General features: G+C 38.2%; 24 protein-coding genes. 5 read left to right on the plus strand and 19 right to left on the minus strand.

Annotated elements, in window-relative coordinates; translation table 11 throughout:
• Positions 1–424 precede the first annotated feature (424 nt).
• The 17 genes from B8967_RS02200 to B8967_RS02280 all read right to left on the minus strand — a co-directional run bounded on the left by B8967_RS02200 (position 425) and on the right by B8967_RS02280 (position 20,364).
• Complete coding sequence (locus B8967_RS02200) at positions 425–2,098, minus strand: NADPH-dependent assimilatory sulfite reductase hemoprotein subunit (protein ID WP_084084199.1); 1,674 nt, start codon at positions 2,096–2,098, stop codon at positions 425–427.
• A 29-nt stretch (positions 2,099–2,127) separates the two neighbouring features.
• On the minus strand, positions 2,128–3,840 hold the full coding sequence (locus B8967_RS02205; protein ID WP_084084200.1) for a diflavin oxidoreductase: 1,713 nt from the start codon (positions 3,838–3,840) through the stop codon (positions 2,128–2,130).
• On the minus strand, positions 3,830–4,675 hold the full coding sequence (gene cobA, locus B8967_RS02210) for a uroporphyrinogen-III C-methyltransferase (protein WP_084084201.1): 846 nt from the start codon (positions 4,673–4,675) through the stop codon (positions 3,830–3,832). Before cobA ends, B8967_RS02205 begins: the two co-directional genes overlap by 11 nt.
• A 25-nt stretch (positions 4,676–4,700) precedes the next feature.
• Positions 4,701–5,612, minus strand: a complete 912-nt coding sequence (gene cysK, locus B8967_RS02215) for a cysteine synthase A (protein WP_084084202.1) — start codon at positions 5,610–5,612, stop codon at positions 4,701–4,703.
• A 27-nt stretch (positions 5,613–5,639) separates the two neighbouring features.
• Positions 5,640–6,470 (minus strand): serine O-acetyltransferase EpsC, encoded by an 831-nt coding sequence (gene epsC / locus B8967_RS02220; protein ID WP_084084203.1) that lies wholly within the window; start codon positions 6,468–6,470, stop codon positions 5,640–5,642.
• 4 nt (positions 6,471–6,474) lie between these two features.
• Positions 6,475–7,713 (minus strand): sulfate adenylyltransferase subunit 1, encoded by a 1,239-nt coding sequence (locus tag B8967_RS02225; RefSeq protein ID WP_084084204.1) that lies wholly within the window; start codon positions 7,711–7,713, stop codon positions 6,475–6,477.
• 88 nt (positions 7,714–7,801) lie between these two features.
• Complete coding sequence (cysD, locus tag B8967_RS02230) at positions 7,802–8,710, minus strand: sulfate adenylyltransferase subunit CysD (RefSeq protein ID WP_084084913.1); 909 nt, start codon at positions 8,708–8,710, stop codon at positions 7,802–7,804.
• Positions 8,711–8,720: 10 nt separating this feature from the next.
• Entirely contained in the window at positions 8,721–9,434 is a 714-nt protein-coding gene (locus B8967_RS02235; RefSeq protein WP_084084205.1) for a phosphoadenylyl-sulfate reductase, read from the minus strand.
• 81 nt (positions 9,435–9,515) lie between these two features.
• A complete protein-coding gene (locus B8967_RS02240; RefSeq protein ID WP_052188812.1) occupies positions 9,516–9,932 on the minus strand; it encodes an RrF2 family transcriptional regulator in 417 nt (138 codons plus the stop codon).
• A 468-nt stretch (positions 9,933–10,400) separates the two neighbouring features.
• Entirely contained in the window at positions 10,401–10,895 is a 495-nt protein-coding gene (locus B8967_RS02245; protein ID WP_084084206.1) for a GNAT family N-acetyltransferase, read from the minus strand.
• 190 nt (positions 10,896–11,085) lie between these two features.
• On the minus strand, positions 11,086–12,069 hold the full coding sequence (locus tag B8967_RS02250; protein WP_084084207.1) for a CE1 family esterase: 984 nt from the start codon (positions 12,067–12,069) through the stop codon (positions 11,086–11,088).
• Between the two features lie 223 nt (positions 12,070–12,292).
• Positions 12,293–14,344 (minus strand): zinc-dependent metalloprotease, encoded by a 2,052-nt coding sequence (locus B8967_RS02255; RefSeq protein ID WP_179140019.1) that lies wholly within the window; start codon positions 14,342–14,344, stop codon positions 12,293–12,295.
• Positions 14,345–14,709: 365 nt separating this feature from the next.
• The gene (locus B8967_RS02260) at positions 14,710–15,975 is read right to left on the minus strand and encodes an NAD(P)/FAD-dependent oxidoreductase (protein WP_084084209.1); all 1,266 of its coding nucleotides are present in this window, start codon (positions 15,973–15,975) and stop codon (positions 14,710–14,712) included.
• 8 nt (positions 15,976–15,983) lie between these two features.
• The gene (locus tag B8967_RS02265; RefSeq protein ID WP_084084210.1) at positions 15,984–16,982 is read right to left on the minus strand and encodes a 4-hydroxyproline epimerase; all 999 of its coding nucleotides are present in this window, start codon (positions 16,980–16,982) and stop codon (positions 15,984–15,986) included.
• The gene (locus B8967_RS02270) at positions 16,979–18,469 is read right to left on the minus strand and encodes an aldehyde dehydrogenase (NADP(+)) (RefSeq protein ID WP_084084211.1); all 1,491 of its coding nucleotides are present in this window, start codon (positions 18,467–18,469) and stop codon (positions 16,979–16,981) included. Before B8967_RS02270 ends, B8967_RS02265 begins: the two co-directional genes overlap by 4 nt.
• A 16-nt stretch (positions 18,470–18,485) precedes the next feature.
• Entirely contained in the window at positions 18,486–19,391 is a 906-nt protein-coding gene (locus tag B8967_RS02275) for a dihydrodipicolinate synthase family protein (RefSeq protein ID WP_084084212.1), read from the minus strand.
• A 91-nt stretch (positions 19,392–19,482) separates the two neighbouring features.
• Positions 19,483–20,364 carry an AraC family transcriptional regulator gene (locus tag B8967_RS02280; protein ID WP_084084213.1) on the minus strand — a complete coding sequence of 294 codons (882 nt, stop codon included), beginning with the start codon at positions 20,362–20,364 and terminating at the stop codon, positions 19,483–19,485.
• 187 nt (positions 20,365–20,551) lie between these two features.
• Here B8967_RS02280 and B8967_RS02285 point away from each other — a divergent pair, with 187 nt between their 5' ends.
• Entirely contained in the window at positions 20,552–21,946 is a 1,395-nt protein-coding gene (locus B8967_RS02285) for an aminopeptidase P family protein (protein ID WP_047496417.1), read from the plus strand.
• Between the two features lie 14 nt (positions 21,947–21,960).
• Positions 21,961–24,132 carry a S9 family peptidase gene (locus B8967_RS02290; protein WP_047496419.1) on the plus strand — a complete coding sequence of 724 codons (2,172 nt, stop codon included), beginning with the start codon at positions 21,961–21,963 and terminating at the stop codon, positions 24,130–24,132.
• A gap of 72 nt (positions 24,133–24,204) precedes the next feature.
• On the opposite strand, the gene B8967_RS02295 is transcribed toward B8967_RS02290, so the two are convergent.
• Positions 24,205–24,768, minus strand: coding sequence for a hypothetical protein (locus B8967_RS02295; RefSeq protein ID WP_047496422.1), 564 nt, complete (start codon positions 24,766–24,768; stop codon positions 24,205–24,207).
• A 203-nt stretch (positions 24,769–24,971) separates the two neighbouring features.
• Here B8967_RS02295 and B8967_RS02300 point away from each other — a divergent pair, with 203 nt between their 5' ends.
• Both B8967_RS02300 and B8967_RS02305 read left to right on the plus strand, forming a co-directional pair.
• A complete protein-coding gene (locus B8967_RS02300; protein ID WP_047496424.1) occupies positions 24,972–25,190 on the plus strand; it encodes a hypothetical protein in 219 nt (72 codons plus the stop codon).
• 91 nt (positions 25,191–25,281) lie between these two features.
• A complete protein-coding gene (locus B8967_RS02305) occupies positions 25,282–25,551 on the plus strand; it encodes a hypothetical protein (RefSeq protein ID WP_084084214.1) in 270 nt (89 codons plus the stop codon).
• A 23-nt stretch (positions 25,552–25,574) separates the two neighbouring features.
• Here B8967_RS02305 and B8967_RS02310 read toward each other — a convergent pair whose 3' ends face one another.
• Positions 25,575–26,000, minus strand: coding sequence for a hypothetical protein (locus B8967_RS02310; RefSeq protein ID WP_047496431.1), 426 nt, complete (start codon positions 25,998–26,000; stop codon positions 25,575–25,577).
• A 122-nt stretch (positions 26,001–26,122) separates the two neighbouring features.
• Here B8967_RS02310 and B8967_RS02315 point away from each other — a divergent pair, with 122 nt between their 5' ends.
• Positions 26,123–26,728 carry a DNA-3-methyladenine glycosylase gene (locus B8967_RS02315; protein WP_084084215.1) on the plus strand — a complete coding sequence of 202 codons (606 nt, stop codon included), beginning with the start codon at positions 26,123–26,125 and terminating at the stop codon, positions 26,726–26,728.
• Positions 26,729–26,730: the final 2 nt, after the last annotated feature.

Here is a 26,730-nt window from a genome sequence, read left to right on the forward strand (position 1 = left end):
TGGTTGACTACATTATAAAAGTTTAAAAACAGCCTGATTAGTATTGGGATTTGAAAATCAACAACACATACACATTCGTTCGCCTAAAAGAAGAAATTGTTGGTTTAGTTTTTTCCGGTCATAAAAAAGGCTAGTCATATTTTCAATTTTAGTTTTTTTAATAAAGAATGCTTGAGCCTAAGGGGCTTTCAGCCAAAAAAGAGACAAAAGATTATATATAAACATTTGAGTTCACTTAAGTACGTGTACGATAATGCCGTGTAAAAGGTCCACCTAAGCCTTCTGAAAATCTCTCATTTTCCTGAATATTCCAATTTAGGTACGGTATATTCCCCTCCTCCGGAGGGGTGGCAAATCAAAGATTTGACGGGGTGGTTGACAACAATATAATTTGTGGTTTTGAGTAAGATGCATACTATTATTTTCAATGTAAAGTTTGTAAGTAGCGGTACGAAAAATCACCAAATGTTTCTTCTGTATGTTTTTTGTTTACATAGATCCCGAAAAGTTCATCCAAAGTAGTAAGAATCTCTTCTTCGCCAATATTCTCTTTAAATTTTGTATTAAGGCGCATTCCCAATCTATCCCCTCCAATATGAAGATTATACTTACCATAAGCAGTCCCTACAAATCCGATTTCCGCATTAGGAGATCTTCCACAGCCATTGGGGCATCCCGTCATACGGATGGTGATGTCTTCCTGTAAAAGTCCATGTCTTTCAAGGATAGGCTCTATTTTAGTTACTAAAGAAGGCAGATAACGCTGTGCTTCCGCTAAGGCCAGTGAACAGGTATTTAAGGCTACACAGGCAACAGAATTTTTACGAAGGGCACTTGCCTGATCAGTATAATCTGAAATCCCATATTCTTGAAGAAGGCTTTCAATTTCAATTTTATCCTCCTCATTGATGTCAGCAAGAATAAGGTTTTGGTTACAGCTGAAACGGAAATTAAGTTTCCCGGTTTGGGCTATTTTTAATAACCCTGACTTTAAAGGATATTCCTGGGTATCTAAAACGCGGCCATGTTCTACAAACAAAGTATAAAACCATTTCCCTTCATGATTTTGAATCCAGCCGTAGCGGTCTTTTCTCTGTTCAAACTTAAATTCTCTGGCTGGCTCAAAGCTAAATCCTGTTCTTTTCTCAACTTCGGACCTGTACTGGTCAATTCCAAGTTTGTCAATTGTATATTTTAATCTTGACAATTTTCTGTCGCTTCTGTTTCCGAAGTCTCTTTGTACTGTGATAATTTCATAGACCGCCTGCAGTACTTTTTCCTCAGTATCTACAAAACCAAGAACAGAAGCAAGACGGGCATAGGTAGCTTCGTTTCCGTGAGTAGCCCCCAATCCTCCTCCGGCAGCAATATTATAGCCAACAATTGTATTGTTCTCAATAATGGCAATCAAGGCGATATCATTGATGAAAACATCCACATCATTATTCGGAGGAACTGCAATTCCTATTTTCAGTTTTCTGGGAAGATATCTATCCTGATACAGTGGATCTTCTTCAGCTTTTCGATCTACAATAAGCTCATCATCAATCCAGATATCATAATAAGACTGAGTCTTCGGAAGGCACATTTCACTGATCTTGCCGGCCAGCTCATAAGCCTCCTGGTGTAGCGGTGATTCAGAAGGATTGGCGGTACACGTTACATTCCTGTTGACATCTCCGCAGGCTGCGATAGAATCAAGATGCTGCAGATTGAAACTCTGAATGGTTGGTTTTAAATGTGACTTTAAAATACCATGCAGCTGGATGGTCTGCCTTGTTGTAATTTTTATGGTTCCGGTAGAATGATCTTCTGCTGTTTCATTCAATCCTATCCATTGATCTGAAGTTAAAAATCCCCCGGGAAGTCTTAATCTTATCATATAAGAATACAGCCATTCCAGTTTTTTAGAAACCCTCTCTTCCCTTCTGTCTCTGTCATCCTGCTGATACATACCATGAAACTTGATCAGGGTCTGATCATCTTCTCTGATGGCGCCTGTAAAATCATCGGAAAGGCTTTCCTTTAATGTTCCCCTAAGGCCGTTACTCCCGGTTTTAATTCTTTCTACCGGTGAAAGGTTATCTTTATTGCTCATAATTGTTTCTTTTAATTGTCCATCACAGTTTAATAAACATCCTTGGCATATCTGCCACTCAGTTCCATGTCTTCCAGATAATGAATAGCCTGTTCTTTACTTCGTTTTCCCTCACGTTGAATGATATTGAGGAGTGTTTCTTGCACATCTCTACTCATAGGTTCTTTAGCGCCACATACATACACAGAGGCACCGCCCTCAAGCCAATGGAAAACCTCCTGGGCTTTTTGCTCCAATTTGTGCTGTACATAGATTTTTTCGGCTGTATCCCGGGAAAAAGCAAGGTCTAAATGAGTGAGACTGCCTGTTTTCAGGAAGTCCTGAAGTTCAGACTGATAAATGAAGTCTGATACAAAATTCCGGTCTCCGAAAAAGAGCCAGTTTCTACCTTCTGCACCTATAGCATCCCGTTCCCAAAGGAATGATCTGAAAGGAGCAATGCCGGTTCCGGGGCCAATCATAATAATATCTTTATCGGCGTCAGGTAATCTGAAATGGCCGGCATCCTGAATATAGAAATCTACAATCTCTCCTTCAGTAAACCCACTTAGAAACCCACTGCACAAACCACTGTGTTTCTGATGGTCAACAAGGAATTCCGATTTGGCAACGGTGATATGAATTTCATTTTCACCATGAGCCTCCAAAGAAGAAGATATGGAATACAGACGCGGCGCCTGACCTGTTAAGATCTGAATGATTTCTTCAAATTCTTCAGCTGTTTTCACAGGATAAATTCTCAAAAGATCAAGAAGACTTAAACGTACTTCAGGAATAGAATGCCCTGTGATCTTTGCATATTGGCTGACTACATTTTTTAAGAGATAGCTGATATTAAGGTGTTTGCTGAGGAGTTGTTCTACACTGTCCGTTACTTTTGCGGTTTCAATGTTCTTTTTAGGATCAATCCCTGTGAGGCTGATAATTTCCTCAACCACTGATTTTGAATTGAAAGGGATAATACCCAGTGCAGCACCCGGTTGATATACAAGCGGTTCATCTGTTTCTATCTCAATATGATAGGTTTCTTTTTCAGAAGTAATATCATTCAGATTGATCAGAGAAGAAACCGTTCCCCGGTATTTCTTTCTTCCTGATGATATTTTGGGAGCAGAGCTGTTCTTTGACAGGTTATCGGAAGTTTTATTCACAGTTTCAAATACCTGTTCTATCCAATGGGCGGCTTCCTGCTCATAGTCTATATCACATCTTTTCAAGGGAATGATACGTTGCCCTCCTAATATTTCAAAACGGTAATCTACTTCTTCGCCAGTTTTGCAAAACTGAGGATAGCTGCTGTCACCCAGGGCTAAAACCCCAAATTTCAGATCGGTGAGATTGATTTCATTCTCATGGATATAATCGTAAAATTTCTTTGCAAGAAGAGGCGGTTCTCCTTCTCCCTGTGTACTGATAATAACAAAGAAAAATTCTTCTTTACTCAGATCTTTTGGTTTATACTGGGAAAGGTCTGCCAGTTTAACCTGAATTCCCTTTTTCTTGATAATTCCCGCTAAACCGGTCGCCAGCTTTTTACTGTTTCCGGTTTCCGTACCATACGCTAAGGTTATCTTTTTTACAGTATTCTGATGGTTAGCATCAGTTGATAAAGGTGGTAAGGTAGCCGTGAGTGAAGATCCACCGGCAATACCTGCCAAATAGCCACTTGCCCAGATGGCTTCATCTCTGGAAAAATCACCGGAGATCTTTTTAAGGACGTTCAGTTTAGTTTCAGACAGCATATTCAAAGAAATTTTGAGTTTTTGATATAAGACTTCCGTTTTCCACCGATTTAAAATATAAACCTTCCTGTTCTGCATTTTCCAACCAGGAGAATTCTTCATGAAGATGTACTATTTTACCAATGATCACCAGCGAAGGTGAAGCAAAATTTTTATTTCCAAAAGTTTCATTAAAATCATCAAATGAAGAGGTATACACTTTTTGATAAGGTGTAGTAGCCTGCTCGATAACTGCTATTTTTTTGTCTTTAGAAATTTCAAGCTGTTTCAGCTTTTCTACAAGATCTGTAAGATTTCCTTTAGACATATAAAAAACAAGAGTATCATTGGTAACAGCCAATTCTTTCCAATATTCTTCAGTAAGAATTTCAGATTTATAATAGGTCAGAAATCGGACAGATGTTGAATATCCTCTTGCTGTCAGAGGCATCCCTGCAAATGCTGCTGCTCCTAAAGCGGCTGTAATTCCAGGGATGATCTCATAGGGAATATGGTGTTTTTTTAAAACCTGCAGTTCATCCAGAATATTGGAGAATATGGATACATCTCCTCCTTTAAGCCTTACAACTGTTTTATTCTGAAGAGCATAATCAACCATCAGGGTATTGATATGAGTCTGAGGAGTAGATGCATTTTTACTACATTCTTTGCCTACGTAGATGACTTCTGTATTTTCATTGACGTAAGTTTCCAGAATCTCGGGACTTACAAGACGGTCGCATAAAATGACATCCGCCTTGGCAATGGTTTTTACGGCTTTTACGGTAATCAGTTCAGGGTTGCCAGGCCCTGCACCGATAAGGTAAACCTTTGGTGATTTTATAATTGTTTTCATTGAAAGTCGGTGTTAGTTGGGGATTTTAGAAGAGTCCTTCTACAGACAGATACCTTTCTCCGGTATCGTAGTTGATGGTAAGGATTTTAGCGTTAGACTGTATTTCAGGTAAATGTTTTGCTATAGCAGCTAAAGCAGCTCCGGTAGAGACGCCTACGAAAAGGCCTTCTTTTTTTGCTGCATTGATTGCATATTCATAGGCTTCTTCTTTACCAACGGTAATCACTCCGTCCAGAAGACTAATATCTAATATGGCGGGTACAAATCCGGCTCCTAAGCCCTGTAAAGGATGTGGTGCAGGACTTCCTCCACTTAATACAGGAGATAATTCCGGCTCTACAGCGAATACTTTTACATTGGGATAGGCTTCTTTTACCACTTTTGCAATGCCGGTGATATGTCCTCCGGTTCCTACTCCTGTAATAATATAATCCAGGCCGTCAGGGAAGTCTTTTAAAATTTCCTGAGCTGTAGTTTCTGTATGGATATTTACATTGGCTGGATTATCAAACTGTCTTGGAATCCATGAATTGGGGGTTTCCTCTGCCAGTTCGTTGGCTTTTTCAATAGCCCCTTTCATTCCTTTTTCCCTTGGAGTAAGCACAAACTGGGCACCATAAGCTTCCATGATTTTGCGTCTTTCAATACTCATGCTGTCAGGCATTACAAGAATAAGCTTGTAGCCTTTTACTGCAGCAACCAATGCAAGGCCGATTCCTGTATTTCCACTTGTCGGCTCTATAATGATGCTGTCCTGGTTTAATAATCCTTTGGCTTCTGCATCTTCAATCATAGCCAATGCAATTCTGTCTTTAATGCTTCCTCCGGGATTGCTTTTTTCTAGTTTAATCCAGATTTCATGATCCGAATTGAAAAGCTTATTAATTTTTACGACAGGCGTATTCCCAATCGTTTCCAGTGTATTCTGAAATTTCATATCCAATATAATTTTTTGTTTTCTGTTTTATATAACAAAGGTTAATGATTCCGGTAATGAACTGTTATCCTTTATTTTGATTTCACTTTTATGATAAACCAGAGAATGAGACGGAACATCCTGTGTGATCCAGACATTTCCTCCAATAATACTTTCTCTGCCAATGGTTGTACTTCCTCCTAAAATAGTGGCTCCCGAATAAATAATCACATGATCTTCAATATTGGGGTGTCTTTTCTGATTGGCTTTTTCTTTGGAAACATTCAAAGCTCCAAGGGTGACTCCCTGATATATCTTGACATGATTTCCAATGACCGTAGTTTCTCCAATGACGATCCCTGTTCCATGATCTATAAAAAATGATTTCCCAATGATGGCCCCTGGATGAATATCAATCCCTGTTTTACTGTGGGCATATTCTGAAATGACACGTGGCAGTATCCTAACCTTCTGATTCCATAGCTGATGGGAAATACGATATACATAGGTGGCAAAAAATCCGGGATACGCAAGGTATATTTCTTCTATAGACTCTGCTGCAGGATCAAATTGCAGGATAGACCGTGCATCCAGTACCAGCTGATCATAAAGTTCAGGCAAAACCTCAAAGAATGTATTCACATTAGTTTCCGCTTCTTTTTCACTTCCCGTTATTGTAATGATCATATTAAAAAGGCTGTCATGCAAAGCTGCAAAGCTCTTTTTCAACTGATCCTCGGTGTCGATTCTTTGGGGAAGAAAAAGCACCTGATACAAATCTTTAACGAAAGCTTTGGTTTTTGTTTTATCAAAGAATTCATGAGTCGTATTTTGTTTACTTTGATGAATTCTTTTGATTAAATTATCGTGGGTTGCCATTTTTTTATTGAATTATACAGGCCGCAACGGTAGAATTGGATGTTTCATCCACTAAAATTGCAGATCCTGTTTTTTTATTATTGATAAAACTGTCATAGACCAAAGGCTGTGCTGTCCGGAGTGTCACTTTCACAATTTCATTAAGCCTGATCTCTGTATCTGTCTTTTCCTGAGTAAGGGTATTAACATTAATCTTGTAGTCTACCTCTTTTACCACAGCCTTTACCAGCCTGCTGTTTTGTTGCAATACATATTTATTCCCCGGTTGCAGCGGCTTCTGATCCAGCCAGCATAAGAGAACTTCCAGATCTTTTTCTGTATTCGGAAGCTGTTCTTCGGTAGCAAAAATATCTCCTCTGCTGATATCTAAATCGTGGGTAGTATGGATAACGGCAGGCTGCCCTTCAACCGCTTCCCCTTGTTCCTCTCCGTTGATCTCAATTTTAGAGATTTCAGTGATCAGGCCTGCCGGAAGAATATGAATCTTGTCTCCTTTTGTAAATTTCCCACTGATGATCTGCCCTGCGTAGCCTCTGTAATCATGCAGTTCCTCTGTTTGAGGTCTGATCACATACTGAACCTGGAAACGGTTCCCGGTATTCAGTTCTTCATGCAGGGTTACCTGTTCCAGATAATCCAGTAGAGAATTCCCATCGTACCAATCTGTTCTGGAAGATTTTGAAACGATATTATCTCCTTTCAATGCTGAAATAGGGAAATAGCTGACATCATTCAGTCCCAGATTATCGGCAATTTTTGAATAGTCGGACTTTATTGCATCAAAAACATCTTCAGAATAATCTACCATATCCATTTTATTGATGGCTACTGCTACTTTTTTCAGTTTTAGTAATGATGCGATGATAGAATGTCTTCTCGTCTGTTCGATCACTCCTTTACGGGCATCGATAAGAATAACCATCAAATCGGAATTGGATGCTCCGGTAATCATATTCCGGGTATACTGCACATGGCCGGGAGCATCAGCAATAATAAATTTTCTCTTTGGGGTTGAAAAATAGCGGTAAGCCACATCAATAGTGATTCCCTGCTCTCTTTCTGCACGTAAACCGTCTGTTAAAAGCGCAAGATCTACCCCGTCTTCATTTTTGTTTTTAGAATGTTTTTCAAGTACTTCAAGCTGATCCTGTAAAATACTTTTACTATCGTAGAGCAGTCTTCCGATCAGGGTACTTTTACCGTCATCTACGCTTCCTGCTGTTATAAATCTTAATATATCCATCTGATTTAATTATAAATAATACGTGATAAATAATAATTGATCGAGAGTGTCTTCCATAAATTATTGATCAATTCTCTTTTATCATCAATTAGAAATAGCCTCCTTTTTTCCGGTCTTCCATTGCGGCTTCTGTTACCCTGTCATCAATACGGGTTTCTCCACGTTCTGAAATTCTGGTCGCAACAATCTCTTCGATTACGGCGTCAATAGTTTCGGCCTTAGATTCCACTGCAGCAGTACACGTCATATCTCCTACGGTTCTGTACCGGATCTTTTTTGTTGTTACTACATCTTCTGGTTCTAAAAAGACATGTAAAGAGTTTGCAAGCCACTGTCCGTTAAAGTCTACCACTTCTCTTTCGTGCGAAAAATAAATAGAAGGCAGTTCAATTTTTTCTCTTCGGATATAGTTCCAAATATCGAGTTCTGTCCAGTTACTGATGGGAAAAACCCTTACATTTTCTCCTTTATGGATTTTTCCGTTAAAGATGTTCCATAGTTCAGGACGCTGAAGTTTGGGATCCCATTGCCCAAATTCATCACGGACAGAGAATATTCTTTCTTTAGCGCGGGCTTTTTCTTCATCCCTCCTTGCTCCTCCGATACAGGCATCAAATTCAAATTCTTCAATGGTATCCAGCAAAGTATAGGTCTGCAGCCAGTTTCTGCTGGGGAATTTACCTTTAGCCTCAGTGAGTTTTTTACGTTGTATCGTATCTTCCACTTTTCTTGCCACTAAATTAACATCCAGCTGCGCTACCAGCTGATCCCGAAATTCCAATACCTCCGGAAAATTATGTCCGGTATCAACATGTACAAATGTAAACGGGATCTTTCCGTGTATAAAAGCTTTTCTTGCCAGGTGAGCCAGTACAATACTGTCTTTTCCTCCGCTGAATAATAAGGCAGGGCGTTCAAACTGTCCTGCCACTTCTCTTAATATATAGATCGATTCGGACTCCAGCTGATCCAGATAATTTAAATGATGTATTGACATTTTTTCTTTTTTATTGATGAATATGTAAACCGCATTCTTTTTTGTTGGCATCTTCCCACCACCAGCGACCTGCTCTGAAATCTTCTCCTTCTTTAATGGCTCTTGTACAGGGCTCACATCCTATGCTTACAAATCCTTTTTTGTGAAGAGGATTATAAGGTAAATGATGTGTTTTTACATAGTCTGTCACCTGTTCTGAGGTCCAATTGAGAAGCGGATGAAATTTGATAATCTTATTATCCGGGTCCCATTCCAGCTGCGGCATATGCTGTCTGTTGGCAGAATGCTCTGACCGAAGTCCTGTGATCCATACTTTGTAACCTTCCAATGCTTTTTTTAAAGGATGTACTTTCCGGATTGTACAGCACATCTTCCTATGTTCTACTGATTGATAAAATGAGTCAGGTCCGTTTTCTGAAACAAAAGACCTTATTTCTTCCGTATCCGGATAATAGACTTTGATATTCTTTTTGAAAAATGCTCTTGTATTAGTCCAGGTTTCATAGGTCTGTTCAAAAAGCCTTCCTGTATCCAATGTAAAGATCTCTACCTCCAGATCTTTTATCAGATGCGTGATGACCTGATCTTCATAGCTGAAACTGGTCGAAAAAATAACCTTCTCAGGGAATCTTTCTGCCAGAATTTGAAGACCGCTATTTTGGAAAGAAGCCACAGGGATCTCTTTCAGAAGTTGATCAAATTCTTTTTTCAGATTGTTTTCCATATCCAATTGAAATTAATTATTGCAAATATATATAAAATTCTATAACTCCTATCAAATTAGTAGAATTTAAATGAAAAAAAATTAATCTTTGTTGATAAACTTAGTGAGAGTGGCCTCCATCATGCTATTTCTGGTTTTTTCACGAACGATAATAAGTTCATTTCTAAGATAGCAGGTAGCTTCATCTACGCAGTCATCGCATGCTTCGTAGAAGTTTAAAGATACACAAGGAGTAAGAGCGATAGGCCCATCAAAAATACGGTAAATGTCTGCTAATGAAACTTCATCAGGGGATTTAAGCAAATAATATCCTCCAACTTTTCCCTGTTTGCTGTTAACGAGCTTAGCTCTTTTAAGTTCAAGAAGAATTTGTTCGAGAAATTTCTTGGGAATGTTCTCATCCAATGCAATAACGGAAGTGGGCAGAAAGCCTTGATTGTAATTTCTTGCTAATCTGACCATTGCTTTCAGTGCGTATTTGCAACGTTTCGACATCATAATTCCTGCAAGTTATAACAAATTATCTGATAAATGAAATCTAATCAGAAACTGGTTTATAATTAAGTGATAAAAGAGATAGCCTGACTGAGTGTTTCAGGTTGCTATCAATTTCAACCCTTATAGGTTTTAGAAAATAAGCTGTCGAAAAGTTCACTTAAGTTTAAGGAAATTAAAAGATTGCTAAAGTATTACAAGTATTTATAAACCTTATAGGTTTTAGAAACCTATAAGGTTTGTGTTTCTCAATACCATATTGAATCAATATAAACCATTAAGAGATTACCACAAAAGTATTTTTTTTTAACACTTAAGTGTAAGACAAGCCGTAAACAGCCTGTTGAGAAGTTTATTTAAGCTTAAGAAAATCTTGATTTTTAAAAATAGTATAATTGAAGGACTGAACATTCCCCTCCTCCGGAGGGGTGGCAAATCTTCGATTTGACAGGATGGTTTATTACACTCTGGTTAGTTTTCCTGTAAAACAAAATAAGCCAGTACCCTATCCTCTCGTTGCAAATTTTCGATTCTTTGAAAACCGCTTTTTATAAGAACTTTTTGAGATCCTATATTAGCGAGATCGGTTACCGCAACAATGTCTTTCTGTTGGTTTAAGGACAGACAATGTTCCACAAGTGCTTTGCATACTGTGGTTCCAAGGCCTTTGCCCCAATAATTTTCGGCTAAAGTATACCCTATTTCTATCTGCTCCGGATGATCAAGGAAAACTCTGGCCAGGCACATCCCTACAAAATCATTGTTTTGTACATTGAATATTCCCCATCTGCTGAAAGGTCCTTCTTTATAGTCTGATAATGCCTTTTCAAACATTTCTTTATATTCTTCAGGTGTTTTATAGGGCAGGTATCGGGTAACATTTTCATCTTCAAACAGATCGAGGAACAAAGTAAATTCCTGAGGTGTAAATTCACGGATGATGATTGTATCGTTTTTATAATACATAAGAATACGGTGTCATATAATTTGAAATGAATGAATAAAAATAAGTAAATAAACTAAGAACTGCTAGCAAAATAGATCATATTAATGAAAAAAAAATGGGCTTAAAAATTAAGCCCAATCCATATTTACCCCATGAATATCATCTTCATCATTCTACTGTTTTTACAATAGTATTTCGTTACTAGTTTATTTAAAAAGTTTTAAACCAATCTGTTACTGCTTTAAAATAATAGTCGGGAGGCTGATGCCCCAGAAGACCCCCACCACCAGAGTATTGTCCACCCTGGTATAAGGTAAGCTTTACCTGAGACGTTCCGGAATAGGTTTCGGTAATATCTCCTTGATTTCCAATGGTATTTGTGGTGTATTGATTCTGGTCTCCTCCATTTTTCAATATCCAAAAATCAGCTTGCTGTATTCCGAAATCACCGTCAATACTATTGCTTCCAAAATGGTCATCATCCAGTCCAAAGAAGATCCAGACTGCTGTATTTCCCAGATAATTGGGCTCATTAATATAACTTCCATTATTTTCAAACCAATAAGGTCTGTTGGAGGCAACCGGAGCAATGGCTTTGAATACCCCTTTCAGAAAATAAGCTGTAACATTGGCCATATCACCTCCCCAGGAATGGCCTGTCGCGAAAATACGGTTGTTATCAACTGAATACGTATTCTTAATGAGTTCAAGAAGTTCTTTGGTAAACTGAATATCGTGCATCCCGTCAAAAGGAGCAGCATAATTTCCTAGTGCCCAGCCTTTGTCGTTTCCCCAGTTATACTTCTGGTCAGGGTAGACAAAAATGGTATTATCCATCAGTTTTTCCAACCCGGGTGTATTGGCATTCCAACCCTTTCCCAGCCATTCATACATTTCTTTCCCTGTTGAATCGGTTCCTGCAAAAATAAATAGAACACGGTATTTTTTTGTACTGGAATAATTGGCCGGCAGAGAGATATAATAGCTTCTTTTATCTCCGGCGGCCGGAGAAAAGGTATATTCCTTTTGCCCGCTTGTTAAAGAATTTTTGGAAATAACTTCTGAATTCACAAGCGGTTGACCATCTGGTGCTAAAGTGGCCAACTCTTTGGTTTCACAGGAATAACAAAACAGGAAACAAAGCAGAAATACAATCTTCAAAGTGCTGATTGCCAAAAAAGTGAGTGTTTTCATATCTATAATTTTGTAAATGATGTTTTTGATTAACTGAATCGTTCAGGGTTAAAAATGTTGATATCAACAGATGGTTTCTGTTCCTCTGCAATTTCGGAGACTGTTTTTCCAAAGATTGGGCCAAGGCTTAATCCCATCTTAATCCTGTACCATTTCAAAAATACATACAGTTAAAATAAAACCTTTTACTAATGATCATATTGTATCGATATAGCGTTTGATCCTATTTTTTAATGAATTTTTGGGAAGATTTTCCTAAAGATGTTTCAATATCAATTAAATAAGTTCCGCTTAGGAAGTGTTTAACATCAACCTTATCACCGATAACTTTAGCATTCATTTTTCTTCCAAACATATCATGAACAGAAATTGACTTAATTTTCCCTTTTGTTTTAATATTCAATACATCAGAAACTGGATTTGGATAGATGGATGTTTCTGAGTTTGTTGTATCAACGTCTGCAGTGGATAATGATAATGCACAAGGCGTTGTAATATTGCCATATGGTTGTGTATTGTATCCAAACTCAGTTACAGAATAACCTGAACCATTGGTCCCAACAATCAGTTTGAAATAGCCGTTAATATTGTAGCCTTCGAATTGGTTTCTAAAACCAACATAAGCGGTTTGGCCAGACCAGTTAGTGTATGTAGGGGTGTACACGTCAAGTTGTCCAGGAGTACCAATTGGGTAACCTATATTATTTGCATTAGTTATAGTGGTGCAAGCAGGAATTAAACTAATATTTCTTGTCCCTACCCCACATACTAATCCTTTCCAATAGGTTTCAAATTTTAATTGATTTGCGCCATAGTACCAAGCGCCATACCCTGCATCATCACTAAGCTCCGGGTTAATGATAAAATATTTCCAAGTTGCCCCGGAGTTGGTTGTTACTGTTGTTGCTGTTGGGTTGGCATAACTTTCCAGAGGAGTTCCTGTAACTATTTTATAGGGATTTTTGTAAGAAAAAGTTAATGCCAAAGCTGTAGTTGATCCTAATGAAGTTACGCCTCCTGTTATAGCCCGATCTAGGAACGTAATTGATGAATTCAGGACCTGACTTTTAGGATGACTGGTTGCCGCACCATTTATGGTAAGTGTAGCAGTAGTAGGGCTTGTAACTGCTATAGTTGCTGTTAGTCCTGCTGGTAATGAAGAAGTGAAATGTGTTCCTGCAGTAAGAGTTGTTCCATTTGGTACGGCAAATGTTGCTCCGTTTAGGGTAATGGTTGATGTAGGGACAGATGCTACTGTTCCATCTAATGACACGGCTCCATTATTGTTTAAGTTCTCTGTAAATGTACTGTTGCTAAGGGTTAATTTAGGTGGAGTATTGGCAACTCCGGTTGCGGCTAAGTTGGCAGATTGCCATAAATTTATTCGCGAAGGATGATTTAATGCTGCTAGCATTCTGTAAATTTGTCCATTGGTAAACATTTTATAACAACCTGAAGAACCGTTGTATCCCATATAGTTTTCAACGTTCACTTTTTGTCCAAGACAATTGTTACCAGTTGTACATCCTAATCCGGAAGAATTATTTTCTACAGGTGTGTCAGCAACTCCATCACCATCATTAGTTGGGTTTGCAGTTGAACATGGAACATTAAACGTGTGCTGAAGATTTAACCAATGCCCAAATTCGTGAGTAAATGTATCAGAAAACTCGTTTGAAGCCACTGTTCCTGCAGCATTAAAAATATAACGTCCATTATAAACAACTCTGGCTGTATTTACTGAAGTCATGTATGAATCCGGATACCAGGCAACTCCTGATTGATATAAATCTTTATTAGAATATAGATCATTTTGTATATACACATTCATATACTTTGTATTATCCCATGCATCTGCGCCAATTTCTGCATCATATCCACCTCCATTGCCATATCCACCTTTGAAAGGATGAAAAATCACTCCGCTTGTTGCTTTTCCAGTTGGATCAATTTTAGCTAATCGAAATTCAACACTTAATGCTCCTCTGATAGATTGGAAATCAGGATCAACAGTATTTGAATCAGTATTGATTCCATTGAAATTTAAGTTGATTTGTTCCAGTAAGTCAACTACTTTTTGGTAATTTACTTTTACATTACTTTGAGATTCTCCATAAACATGAAAAACCACAGGGATGATGTAGGTTGGATTGTTGATCCTATTATTCAATGAATTTTTGTTTGATCCCATTTTTTTTATGAAATCTTGGGTGTATTTCTCAAAATTTTCATATTCAGCCTTAGATTCCGGGTGCAGTTCAAAATGTTTTTTCATCATTTCATCTGCTTTACACTCATGAGGTCTATTTTCTTGAGCAAAACCTATTATTGGAAATAGGAACATAAATAATACTGATTTAATTTTCATGATTTTTTGGATTTGTTTGTTAATAAATTATTTGAATAATCCAATTGTTTCGGGCTTAATCAACCTAATTTAATTGGATCTAGAATGATTTTAACTTGTCTGTAAATTTTGATAGTCAATACCTCTCATGCTTTTGTCTACAACTTTGCCATCCTTTATCATAAGTTCTGTGGGATAATGCTTATTCCATGATTGCTAATTTTCTGGAACTCTTTCTTTAAAAAAGTTTAAACAGGTTCAAATAGTAATTTTGTGTGTTATGTGATGTTTTTTTAACTAAATCTTTCAGGGTTGAATATCTTTATCTCAACCGTTGGCTTTTGGTCATTGGCAAGTTCTGAAACTGTTTTTCCAAAAATGGGTCCTAAACTTAAACCCATCATTCCACCGCCGCCTGCGATAATCAAGTTTTTCAATTGGGAAGATTGTCCTAAATAAGGAAGTCCATCCGGAGCACAAGGTCTGTACCCAAACCAAATGTCAGATTGTTTAGGTAATTCCACTTGAAAATCAGGAAGATATTGAGGGATAGACCCAACAATTCCTTCCACTCTTTTTATATTAATTTTATCCTGATGGGAAGCCAGTTCCATAGTACCACCAAAGCGGATTTGCCCACCCATAGGGGTTACCGCTACTCTTGCCTCCAATAATAAGGCTGCATGTTCCATTGTATTGACAGGATTTACGGGCCTATGCATGAATGAATACCCCTTCCCCGGCATTAAATGGATTTTAATACCTGCTTTTTGGGCCAATTCAGGTAAAAATGAGCCTCCTGTCATTACAAACCGGTCTGCGGTGAATCGGCTGTTATTTGCTATCACTGCTTTAATATAGCTTCCGGAAGTTTCGATGCCTGTTACTCTATGCTGAGTATGGAAAATGACACCATTACTTGTAAGGTAAGAGATCATTTGCTTCATCAGTTTCATCGGGTTCATATGCCCATCACATTTGTAATTGATTCCTCCGATAACATCCAGTTTTGTGTTGGGCTCCAGTTCCTGAATTCCTTTCTGATCCAGAATATCAACTGCTAATCCTAAATTAATGGCTTTGTGGGCAAGTTCTGTTTCTTCTTCTGCTACTTTCTCAGTTTTATAGAGCATTAAAATACCGTTCTGGTTAAGCTCAAAGTCAAATTCCTCTTTTTGAGCAATTTCATTGTAAAGTGCACTACTGGCCAGATTAAGATCCCGGATTGCTGCTGCCGAGCGATCCACATGCTGCTGGTTGGAATGTTTTAAAAACTTTAATCCCCATGATATCAGTTTGGAATTGAGAGAAGGCCTGACATAAAACGGACTTTTGCTGTCAAACATCCAGCGTATTCCCTGGGCAACCACTCCCGGAGCTGCCAATGGAGTAAAATGACTGGGAACAATCATTCCTGCATTGCCATAGGAGCAATTATTGGAAAGATTATTCTGTTCCAGGATTTCTACCTGCCAGCCTTTCTGTACGAGATAGTAGGCCGAACTTAATCCTGCGATACCTGCACCGATAATAAGTGCTTTTCCTTTATTCTGTGTCATACGTTTGTTTACATAACCTGAAATCCCTGCCAGTAAGGATCTTCATCATCAATAATAATCTGATTATAACCGGTAATTCTTGCCCAGCCCTCAACTGATGGTATAATAGCCGGTTTTTCGTCAACAGTGGCTGTTCCTTCAATTCTTCCGATAAACTGAGAACCGATATAGCTTTCATGGATAAATTCTTCTCCTTCTTTCAATTTTCCTTGAGCATACCACTGGGCTATTCTTGCCGAAGTTCCGGTGCCACAAGGTGAGCGGTCTAAAGCATTTTCGCCCACTAAAACTGCGTTACGTCCGCTGGCTTTAGGATCGGTAGGCTGACCTGTCCATTGGATGTGGCTTAATCCGGTAATATGTTCGTTTTCAGGATGGATAAATTGATACTTCTCATTGAGTAATTTTCGGATCATTTTCCCGTAATAAATAAGCTGGCTGGCTGTAAAATCAGAAATATCTCTGAAATTTTCCTGAGGGTCGATAATAGCGTAAAAGTTTCCGCCATAAGCAACATCTGCGCGTATTAATCCAAGATCCGGGCATTCCACTTCCAGATTTTCAGCATACAGGAAAGATTTTACATTTGTCAGCTTTACAGATTTTACTTTTTTTCCTTCTTGCACATAGTCTATGAGAATAAGTCCTGCAGGGGTTTCAAGGCGTAGTTTTCCGGGAATTTTCGGAATTACCAAGCCTTCTTCTATGGCTATGGTTACAGTACCGATAGTGCCATGTCCACACATAGGAAGGCATCCGCTGGTTTCAATATATAAAACCCCGATATCATTATTTTCGTCAATGGGAGGATACAGAATACTTCCACTCATCATGTCGTGTCCTCTGGGTTCAAACATAAGTCCTTTGCGGATCCAGTCGTATTCCTTCATAAAGTGAAGCCGGCGCTCCATCATGGAGTTTCCCTTTAAAATAGGTCCTCCACCTGCAACAAGACGCACAGGGCAGCCGCAGGTATGGGAATCTATACAAAAAAATGTTCTGTTCATGTTGTTTGCAATTTTAATGATCCTGAATTTACTTCTCCATCAACTATTCTGCTGATTTGTAGCGGATTTTCATCTTTCAGTTCTTCCGGTAAAAACTCGTCCGGCCAGTTCTGAAATGAAATGGGGCGAACAAACCGTTTGACGGCATCCGGTCCTACGGATGTAAAACGGGAATCTGTAGTAGATGGAAAAGGACCTCCATGCTGCATGGCATAAACCACTTCTACCCCTGTAGGCATTCCGTTGAATAAAAGCCTGCCACATTTATCCTTCAGAATATCAATTAATTTGATATTTAGACGTACATCTTCATCTGTAGCTGCTACGGTTATGGTTAACTGTCCTTTCAATGCCTGGGCAATCTGCAATATTTCTTCAGGAGTTTCACAAGCTACAATAATACCAAATGGCCCGAAAACTTCTTCACTTAATATACTATTTTGAATAAAATGCTGAGCTGTAGTTTCCGTAACCATAGCGCGCCCCTCCCATTGATTGACTTCTGTAGTTGCTTTTGCAATGACCTCCACTCCCGGCTGTACAGCAGCGATACTTTTCAGTTTTTCGAAGTTTTCAAAAATACCTTTGTGCAGCATATTCACAGGGTTGATTTCCTGAATTTCATTTTTTAATGCGGCAATAAACCGGGTAAGATTTTCACCTTTTAAAGCAACAAATACTCCCGGATTGGTACAAAACTGCCCAACACCCAGTGTTAAAGAGGATGCATATTCTTTTGCCAGCTCTTCTGCCTTATTTTCCAGTATATGTTCAAAGGCAAATACAGGATTGATACTTCCCATTTCTGCAAATACCGGAATGGGATTTTCGCGGCGGTTAGCGATATCAAATAAGGCTTTTCCTCCACCGAATGACCCTGTAAATGCTACAGCATGAATATCTTTATGCTGGGTTAAATAAGTACCGATCTCATGAGAGGCTCCGGTAATATGACTAAAGACTCCCTCCGGCCATCCGAATTGTTCTACAACAGCTGTTATAGCATCAGCCATTATTTGAGAGGTTTGAGGATGTGCAGGATGAGCCTTTACAATCACAGGACAACCTGCTCCTATAGCACTTGCGGTATCACCTCCAGCCGTAGAAAAGGCAAATGGAAAATTACTGGCTCCAAAAACCACTACAGGTCCAATGCCTATATTATATTTTCTTAAGTCTCCTTTTTGTTTGTCAGCTTTTGCAAGATCAATTCGGGGTTCTCCATATATTCCACTGGCTACTGCTTTTGCATAAGCCCTCCACTGTCCTGTTGTTCTGGCTTTTTCACCCGTGAGTCTTGCCAAAGGCAATGAAGTTTCAGCATGAGCCGTTGTCAAAAGTTCTTCTCCTAAAGCTTCAATCTGATCGGCAACAGCATTCATAAACGCCGCCCGTTCTTTTATGGTCGTATTCTTAAGGAACTGATAAGCTTCCGTAGCCCTCTGAATCCTTATCTCCATATTTTCTTTTGATGTTTCTACAATCATAGCTTGATGTATGGTGTTAATCTAGTGCCGGGCGGTTGCTTCTGCCCTCTTCAATGATCTTTTTAATTCTTGCTGCCTCCTCACCTTGCAGTTCAAGACGGGGTGCCCTTACATAAGGACTACTTATGCCTTCCGCGGTGGCAGCCAGCTTGATATACTGAATAAGCTTAGGGTGAATATCGAGTTCCAGCAATGGCATGAACCATCTGTAGATGGCAACAGCTTTATCGTACTCTCCTGCTTTAACAGAGTTGTACATGGCCATGGTTTCGTTGGGAAAAGCATCTACAAGTCCTGCAACAAGTCCATCTGCTCCGAGCATCAGTGTTTCCAGGCAAATGGTATCTACCCCTCCAAGAATTTTGATCCTTTTACCAAAACGGTTAATCATTCTGGTGACATTGGCCAGATCTCTTGTAGATTCTTTAACAGCTTGAATACTTGGGTATTCAATAAGCTCATCAAACATCTCAAGAGTAACATGAATTCCGTAATCTACGGGGTTGTTATAAATAAGGATAGGAAGATCCGTAGCGGTTGCTACTGCTTTAAAATAGGCTACTACTTCGTGGCTGTCAGCTTTATAGCGCATAGGGGGAAGAAGCATGAGCCCGTCCGCACCCAGTTCTTTTGCTTTTTGAGCAAAATATACCGCATTTTTGGTTGTATTTTCAGCAAGGTTAAGGATTACCGGGATTCTACCCTCTGTAATTTTCTTTGCATACTTCAGCAGTTCAAATTTTTCTTCAGTTTCCAATGCACTGGCTTCTCCTAATGTTCCTGCCAGGATAATTCCATGAACACCGGCTTTGATCTGGGCTTCTGTATTGTGGGCAAACATTTCAAAATCTATCTCACCTTCTTTTGTAAAAGGCGTTAATACAGCAGGATAAATTCCTTCCCAGTTTAGTTTTGTACTCATATCAAATAATATTTATCCAAAACTAGCAGAATTTCAAAATGACAAATGTTAATATTTTAATACATTATAACCGTATTTTAACATGTTGTCATTATTCTTCCATCGTAGCCTCCTTATAATGCTTCAGATATTCTTTGGGTGAATATTTCATAACAGACTTGAACACCCGGTTAAAATTGGTAAGGCTGTTGAAACCACTATTAAAAGCTACGGAAGAAATATTGTACATATTGCTGGATGTCAGTAGCCTGCAGGCTCTTTGTACACGCAGCTCATTCAGGTATTCGATATAGGTAATGCCGGTACGTTTTTTAAAGGATCTGCAAAATGCCTGAGGAGTCATACAGGCTTCTTTAGCAATATTATTTAGGGTAAGTTTATGTTGGGCAAAATTTTTCTTAATAAACGTTTGCGCGTCTATAATCCTTTTGTCGGTATCGGAAATATGATTGAGCAAATTCTTCTCTGATGATAAAGGAATATTCAGATGTCTGTTTTGCATGAGATGGTTTAAAATCCTTATGAAATCTATAATCTGATCTATTCCTTTTGTTTTTTGTAATGCGGCAATGCTTTCCCCTACATTTATTTTTAATTTTGAAGCCACTTTAAAACCTACCCCTGAAGTATCAATAAAATTTTTGAGCTCCTCAAATTCCGGTAAGTGGAAAAATGCGGCAATCTTTTTATGGGGATCAAAAAAAATAGAAATTGAATGAACCTTTTGTTTTTCATTTTTATCAACATCACCTCTGAAGACATGTGATTGATTGGCTCCAAGATAAAAAATATCACCTTCTTCAAAGGTAAAGAGATTCTGCTCTATAGCCAGTGTTCCATGTCCTTTGAGGATCCACATGATCTGGGTCTCCGTATGGCGATGAAAGTAAGGATAGAAATTAGGCATAATATCTTCCTGTATGCGGATACTTTTGTTGGTGTCAGCAGGTACTGAAAACTGGAGACTTTTCATAAAATCAAAACTTTATAGAGACAAATTATATAGGATGTTAAAATATTGCCGAATTTAAGCAAAATATGAACATTGAATATCATATTAAAATCCAAACTTTACATATTATTTATTTTAGTGAACAAAGCACTACAAATAGTACAAAATCGTAACTTTAAGCCTTTAAATAAAAAAGTATTCATAATATATGTTTTCAGCACAAACTTATCAAGACAGAAGAGCAATATTACAAAGCAATGTAGCTAATGGAATTTTACTGTTTTTAGGAAATATAGAGAATCCTGTGAATTTTGAACACAATCCTTATTATTTCCGTCAGGACAGTACTTATTTATATTATTTCGGGATTCAGGAACCCCGGATTGCAGCTATTATTGATATTGATGAAAATAAGACGATTGTTTTCGGAGACGAATTAAGTATAGATGATATTGTATGGATGGGCAGGCAGGAAACATTGAAAGACAAAAGCCTGAAAGCCGGTGTAGAGGAAACTTTACCTTATGCTGAGCTTTCTCAGTACCTTCTAAAAGCACAGTCTTCCGGCAGAAAAGTGCATTACCTTCCTCCCTACCAGTCTTCCAATAAAATTTTGGTGGCGGATCTTCTAGGTATAAAAATAGCAGAATTACAGCCTTCTGTGGAGATGATTAAGGCTATTGTAAAACAGCGTTCTATAAAGGAAGCCCAGGAAATAGTACAGATAGAAGAAGCGGTCAACGTATCTAATGAAATGCATCTGCTGGCCATGCGTATAGCCAGACCTGGCCGTAAAGAGTATGAAGTGGCTAATGCGATCCAATATCTTGCAGCCAACAAAGAATGTCAGATGTCTTATCCTCCTATTGTAACGATAAACGGAGGTATCCTTCATAATCATTACCGTCTTAATACACTGAAAGAAGGGGATCTTTTCTTAAATGATTCCGGAGCTGAAACGGCGATGGGATATGCCGGTGATTTAACCCGGACGTTCCCAGTAAGCAGCACTTTTACTACAAAACAAAAGGAAATGTATGAAGTGGTACTGAATGCTTTTGAGAATGCCCAGCGTCTCCTGAAACCGGGAGTACGATTTAAGGATATTCACCTGAAAGCATCCCAGCATCTTGTAGAAGGTCTTATTGACCTGGGGCTGATGAAAGGAAATCCTGAAGAAGCTGTAAAAAACCATGCCCATACTCTATTTTTCCAATGTGGGTTAGGTCATATGATGGGGCTTGACGTACATGATATGGAGGATCTTGGGGAACAGTATATCGGTTATACCGAACAAGAACCCAAGGATACCAAAACATTTGGGCTTAAGTCTTTACGCTTAGGAAAAGAATTAGAATCAGGATTTGTAGTAACGGTTGAACCCGGTATTTATATGATTCCGGAATTGATCGATATCTGGCAGTCTGAAAATAAAAATGCAGACTTTATTAATTATGATAAGGTCAATGAGTACCGAAATTTTGGAGGAATCCGTGTAGAAGATGATTTCCTGATTACTGATGACAGCTACAGACTTTTGGGGAACGGACTGATTAAAACGGTTGCAGACATTGAAAACTACCGTGCAGAACATTTAGATTAATTGAAATACTATATATGAAGAACATAAAAAAAATAACCGTCATTGCTTTATATTTCCTGTGCCTGTCGCCATTAGCTGCGCAGAAAACACAGTGGACACCTGATGGCAATGCTTATTATTCATTTACTAAAAAAGGAATTGAAGTTGTTAACGTCCTGAACCCCGGAAAAGATCAGACTTTTTTAAACAGCAATGAATTAATTCCTTCCGGAAGCTCCACTCCTTTACAGGTACAGAGCTTTCAGGTATCTCCGGATGAGAAAAGTTTATTGGTTTTTGCCAATACTCAAAAAGTTTGGAGGGATAATACGCGTGGAGATTACTGGATTTTCGATAAAAACACTAAAAAGCTCACCCAGCTTGGAAAAGGCTTACCAACTGCCTCATTAATGTTTGCCAAGTTCTCTCCGGATGGCAAAAAAGTAGCCTATGTTTCTAAACATAACATCTATATTGAAGATCTTTCAAACAATCAGATCAGCAAAATTACCCAGGATGGTACAGATGGAATGATCAACGGTACTTTCGACTGGGCTTATGAAGAGGAATTTGGAACTCAGGATGGTTTCAGATGGTCTCCGGACGGAAGTAAAATTGCCTACTGGAAGCTTGATGCAAGGGGAACCAAAAATTTCCTGATGATCAATAATACAGATAGTCTGTACTCATTTACAGTTCCTGTGGAATATCCGAAAGTTGGGGAAAATCCTTCAGGCTGCAGTATCTGGTTTTATGATATAGCCTCCCAGTCATCAAAGAAGGCTAATATCGCAGGGGATGAAGTACAAAACTATATTCCGAGAATGGAATGGGTACTGGATTCTAAATCTGTTATTCTGCAACAGCTGAACAGAAAACAGAATCAAAGTAAAATTATTGTAGCAGATGCCGCTTCCGGAACTGGAAAAACAATTTACACTGAAACAGATGCCGCATGGATTGATATAAAATCCCGTTGGAATGACAATGATCCTAGTGGCTGGGACTGGATAGACAATGGTAAAGAGTTCTTGTGGCTTTCTGAAAAAGACGGATGGAGGCATATTTATAAAATAGACCTGAATGGGAAAGAAACATTGATTACAAAAGATAATTTTGATGTGATAAAACCGGAATTTTTTGATGTTCCCAATAAACAGATCTACTTTTTGGCTTCTCCTAAGAATGCCACTCAGAAATATCTGTATAAAGTGAGCATGAAAGGAGGTAATGCACAAAGGGTAACTCCTGAAGCGTATTCAGGCTCTAATAATTATACGATATCACCCAACGGGAAGATTGCGATGTTTAATAACAGCAGCGTCAATGCAAGTTCTGTAGGAGCGGTAGTATCTCTTCCGGATCATAAAGAGCTTGTGGCTGCAAAAAGATCAGCAAAGGCTGATCCTGCAAAATCTAAAGCGGAATTCTTCCAGATTACAACACAGGATGGAGTGACCCTGGACGGATGGGTAGTAAAACCTAAAAACTTTGATCCTAACAAAAAATATCCTATTGTTTTCACAGTATATGGTGAGCCTGGATCGCAAACCGTAACAGATAATTTCTATACAGGCTGGAATTATTTATACGTTGGGGATATGGCTGAGGACGGTTATTTATATGTTTCTCTTGAAAACCGCGGAACACCTGCTCCTAGAGGACGCGAATGGAGAAAATCTGTTTACCGTAAAATTGGTCAGCTTAATATCCGTGATCAGGCAATGGGAGCTAAAGCTTTATTTGCAAAATGGCCATATGTAGATACTTCCAGAGTAGCGGTATGGGGCTGGAGCGGTGGAGGTTCCTCCACGCTAAACCTTTTGGGACAATATCCTGAAATTTACCAGACAGGAATTGCGATTGCTCCTGTAGCCAATCAGCTATTCTATGACAATATCTATCAGGAAAGGTATATGGGACTTCCACAGGAAAACAGAGAAGATTTTGTAAAGGGTTCTCCACTGGCTTATGCTAAAAACCTTAAAGGAAATCTTTTATTGGTTCATGGAACAGGAGATGATAATGTGCATTATCAAAATACAGAAGTATACATTAATGAGCTGGTGAAATACAACAAACAGTTCCAGCTGATGTCTTATCCTAACCGAACGCACTCTATCAGTGAAGGAGAAGGAACATCACTCCACCTGGCTACTATGTTTACCAAGTATTTAAAAGAACATTGTCCTCCGGGAGGAAAATAATATAAAAAATACCAGATACATTGATATCTGGTATTTTTGTTTTAAACAGGATTTATGGTCTGATCTTATTAGTTATAAATTGTAAGCCAATCCTACATTTCCTATTCCTTTATATCCAAAACCTACTTCAGCATTTACACCAAGCCTGCCTCCTAATCTAATTCCTAATCCCGTAAGGTGGAAATTAACATGTGAAATACTTTCCGAAGGGTTCCTGTTCTTTTCCATGGTGAGTCCTAGCCCCACTCCCGAATACATGCGAAATTTTGACTTTGATATATAGTTGTAATCGCTTTTTACCGCCATCGTATAATTGTGCGACTTTTCTGATACATGATCAGAGTATTCTCTCGTTATCTGTTGATATACGAAGTCTGTCCCAATCACCCATTTATCTTTTATTGCATAGTTATATTCAATAATAAAGGCACCGGAATTTCTTTTCTCATAAGGGCCATAACCCAATGTAAAAACAGTACTGAAAACATTAACAAAATCGGTGGTCGTTCCAAGTCCATATGCCACTTTTATCTCTGAACTTCCCTTAATTTGAGATATACACAGGTTACTGCCAAGAATTAAAAATAGCAAGCAAAAAGCTTTACCTACAGCTCCAAAAAAAAAATTGTTTTTCATTTTGCAAAATTAAAACTAATAATGCAACAGTATGGCTTTAATGGATTAGAATACAATTAGAGCTCACTTAAAATATGGTTAAAAGGATTATGACAGATCAAGTTTTTAATACATCCAAATATCTATGAAGAGTAAAGATACTTATTGTTTATTTTGGATTCTCATTTCTAGGAACAGAGGTACAAACTTTGTATCTTTAGCCCATGGAAAATCAGGAGGAAATAGAGAAACAAATACTGGAGATCGTTAAAGCGCAGCATGAAAAAGACGGAGGTAACAATGGTGTTACTTTTGGAGCTTTTGATCACATTCTCAACATGTCGATCGAAGACAGAAACGAAGTCTTGATGCGAATGGCTAAGGAAAAGAAAATATTTGTCTTTAACAGCTTAAATATGAGACGTATTACTCTGCCTAAATAAAAAAAGGATTCTCCAAGGGTTAAAAATCATCGAAGCCTATTTTTTATAATGGTGCAAAATAATATTCATTAAAAACTAAAAGTAAAAAATCATGTTAGCATTTACTACTGAAGAAAAAGAATTAATACTGTCAGCAATCAGACACGAAAAAGAAGTACAAGATAGAGCTGATGAAGATGAAATTGAGTATGTAGAAGAAATAGAAGACGAAATTCAAAAAGAAAATGTTTTTATTTCCAGAAGACAAATAGATTCCATTATAATTTATTTAGGATACTTACTGGATAGAAGAGATCAGTATGATAATGGAGAAGTGTTGCTTTTGGAGAGCAAACTGGAAAACTTTTCTAATTTGCCGTAAAAACTGCGCGCCAATCAGTATATTTATTTTCTTTTAAATACAATCGTCCAGATAATCTGAAAGGGTTCTCCCTTGTACTTATCAGTTTCTCTCATGACAATTTTCATGGTTGTTTTATCTAGCTGATCGATATCAAATTTTCGTTCATAATTACCACCATCGAATAAAGATAAGATTTTGTCATCAGGATCTAATGCATACGAAAAGTAAAGCTGCCCGCTATCGATAATAGAACCGTCAGCATTAAACTGCATGAGGTCTTTGTTGCTTAATCTATAATTTTTTACCGTTCGGTTTCCGTTTGCTTCAATTCCTTCACTCGTTGAAAGTACAGGTTGCCATTTTCCAACAATCATTTTTTTATACGATTGCTGATAAGGAATACTGAATGACAGTGCAGCCAAACAAAAAGTAACTACAAACAGGATCAGATTAAAGGGTTTCATCATATTTTATTTTTGGTGTGAAAATGAAGTTAACTAATTTCCAAATGTAGTGACAATCTGTTTAAGTCTATGAAATTTGTTTTTATATCATTAATTTTGATCTGTCAACCGATAAACTTACTGATTTGAAATTACCTCACTCCTATTATTCTAATCAAGATGTCCTTTTTCTGGCTCAGAACCTTTTGGGAAAAGTCCTTTTTACAGAAATTGGTGATGCTATTACAGCCGGAATTATTGTAGAAACAGAAGCTTACTTTGGGGTGCAGGACAAAGCTTCCCATGCGTATGGAGGCAGACGTACAAACCGAACTGAACCGCTATACAGCCATGGTGGCATTTCTTATGTGTATTTATGCTACGGAATTCATCACCTTTTCAATGTGGTATCCTCTGTAGAAGATGATCCCCATGCAGTGTTGATCAGAGCTGTAGAGCCACTGATAGGGAAAGAAATTATGGAACACAGGCGGAATATGCCCTCCTCTAAAGCTGCAATTTCCTCTGGTCCCGGATCGGCAGCAAAAGCATTAGGAATAGATCAGTCTTTTAATAAAAAAGACCTGACCGGAGATGAGATCTGGATCGAAGATCATGGTATTCTGTATAAGCCTGATGAAATAATAACCGGCCCTCGTATAGGGGTTGCTTATGCACAGGAAGATGCCCTTTTACCCTGGCGCTTTTTTGTGAAAAATAATAAATATGTAAGCAAGCCCAACAAAGGATAAAT

The sequence above is a fragment of the Chryseobacterium sp. YR221 genome, from assembly GCF_900176315.1.
GTDB lineage: Bacteria > Bacteroidota > Bacteroidia > Flavobacteriales > Weeksellaceae > Chryseobacterium > Chryseobacterium rhizosphaerae.

Excerpts from the sequence above, each read along its gene's own strand:
- B8967_RS02200 (WP_084084199.1), bottom strand. The coding sequence starts at position 2,098 with ATGAGCAATAAAGATAACCTTTCACCGGTAGAAAGAATTAAAACCGGG.
- B8967_RS02205 (WP_084084200.1), bottom strand. The coding sequence starts at position 3,840 with ATGCTGTCTGAAACTAAACTGAACGTCCTTAAAAAGATCTCCGGTGAT.
- cobA (WP_084084201.1), bottom strand. The coding sequence starts at position 4,675 with ATGAAAACAATTATAAAATCACCAAAGGTTTACCTTATCGGTGCAGGG.
- cysK (WP_084084202.1), bottom strand. The coding sequence starts at position 5,612 with ATGAAATTTCAGAATACACTGGAAACGATTGGGAATACGCCTGTCGTA.
- epsC (WP_084084203.1), bottom strand. The coding sequence starts at position 6,470 with ATGGCAACCCACGATAATTTAATCAAAAGAATTCATCAAAGTAAACAA.
- B8967_RS02225 (WP_084084204.1), bottom strand. The coding sequence starts at position 7,713 with ATGGATATATTAAGATTTATAACAGCAGGAAGCGTAGATGACGGTAAA.
- cysD (WP_084084913.1), bottom strand. The coding sequence starts at position 8,710 with ATGTCAATACATCATTTAAATTATCTGGATCAGCTGGAGTCCGAATCG.
- B8967_RS02235 (WP_084084205.1), bottom strand. The coding sequence starts at position 9,434 with ATGGAAAACAATCTGAAAAAAGAATTTGATCAACTTCTGAAAGAGATC.
- B8967_RS02240 (WP_052188812.1), bottom strand. The coding sequence starts at position 9,932 with ATGATGTCGAAACGTTGCAAATACGCACTGAAAGCAATGGTCAGATTA.
- B8967_RS02245 (WP_084084206.1), bottom strand. The coding sequence starts at position 10,895 with ATGTATTATAAAAACGATACAATCATCATCCGTGAATTTACACCTCAG.
- B8967_RS02250 (WP_084084207.1), bottom strand. The coding sequence starts at position 12,069 with ATGAAAACACTCACTTTTTTGGCAATCAGCACTTTGAAGATTGTATTT.
- B8967_RS02255 (WP_179140019.1), bottom strand. The coding sequence starts at position 14,344 with ATGAAAAAACATTTTGAACTGCACCCGGAATCTAAGGCTGAATATGAA.
- B8967_RS02260 (WP_084084209.1), bottom strand. The coding sequence starts at position 15,975 with ATGACACAGAATAAAGGAAAAGCACTTATTATCGGTGCAGGTATCGCA.
- B8967_RS02265 (WP_084084210.1), bottom strand. The coding sequence starts at position 16,982 with ATGAACAGAACATTTTTTTGTATAGATTCCCATACCTGCGGCTGCCCT.
- B8967_RS02270 (WP_084084211.1), bottom strand. The coding sequence starts at position 18,469 with ATGATTGTAGAAACATCAAAAGAAAATATGGAGATAAGGATTCAGAGG.
- B8967_RS02275 (WP_084084212.1), bottom strand. The coding sequence starts at position 19,391 with ATGAGTACAAAACTAAACTGGGAAGGAATTTATCCTGCTGTATTAACG.
- B8967_RS02280 (WP_084084213.1), bottom strand. The coding sequence starts at position 20,364 with ATGAAAAGTCTCCAGTTTTCAGTACCTGCTGACACCAACAAAAGTATC.
- B8967_RS02285 (WP_047496417.1), top strand. The coding sequence starts at position 20,552 with ATGTTTTCAGCACAAACTTATCAAGACAGAAGAGCAATATTACAAAGC.
- B8967_RS02290 (WP_047496419.1), top strand. The coding sequence starts at position 21,961 with ATGAAGAACATAAAAAAAATAACCGTCATTGCTTTATATTTCCTGTGC.
- B8967_RS02295 (WP_047496422.1), bottom strand. The coding sequence starts at position 24,768 with ATGAAAAACAATTTTTTTTTTGGAGCTGTAGGTAAAGCTTTTTGCTTG.
- B8967_RS02300 (WP_047496424.1), top strand. The coding sequence starts at position 24,972 with ATGGAAAATCAGGAGGAAATAGAGAAACAAATACTGGAGATCGTTAAA.
- B8967_RS02305 (WP_084084214.1), top strand. The coding sequence starts at position 25,282 with ATGTTAGCATTTACTACTGAAGAAAAAGAATTAATACTGTCAGCAATC.
- B8967_RS02310 (WP_047496431.1), bottom strand. The coding sequence starts at position 26,000 with ATGATGAAACCCTTTAATCTGATCCTGTTTGTAGTTACTTTTTGTTTG.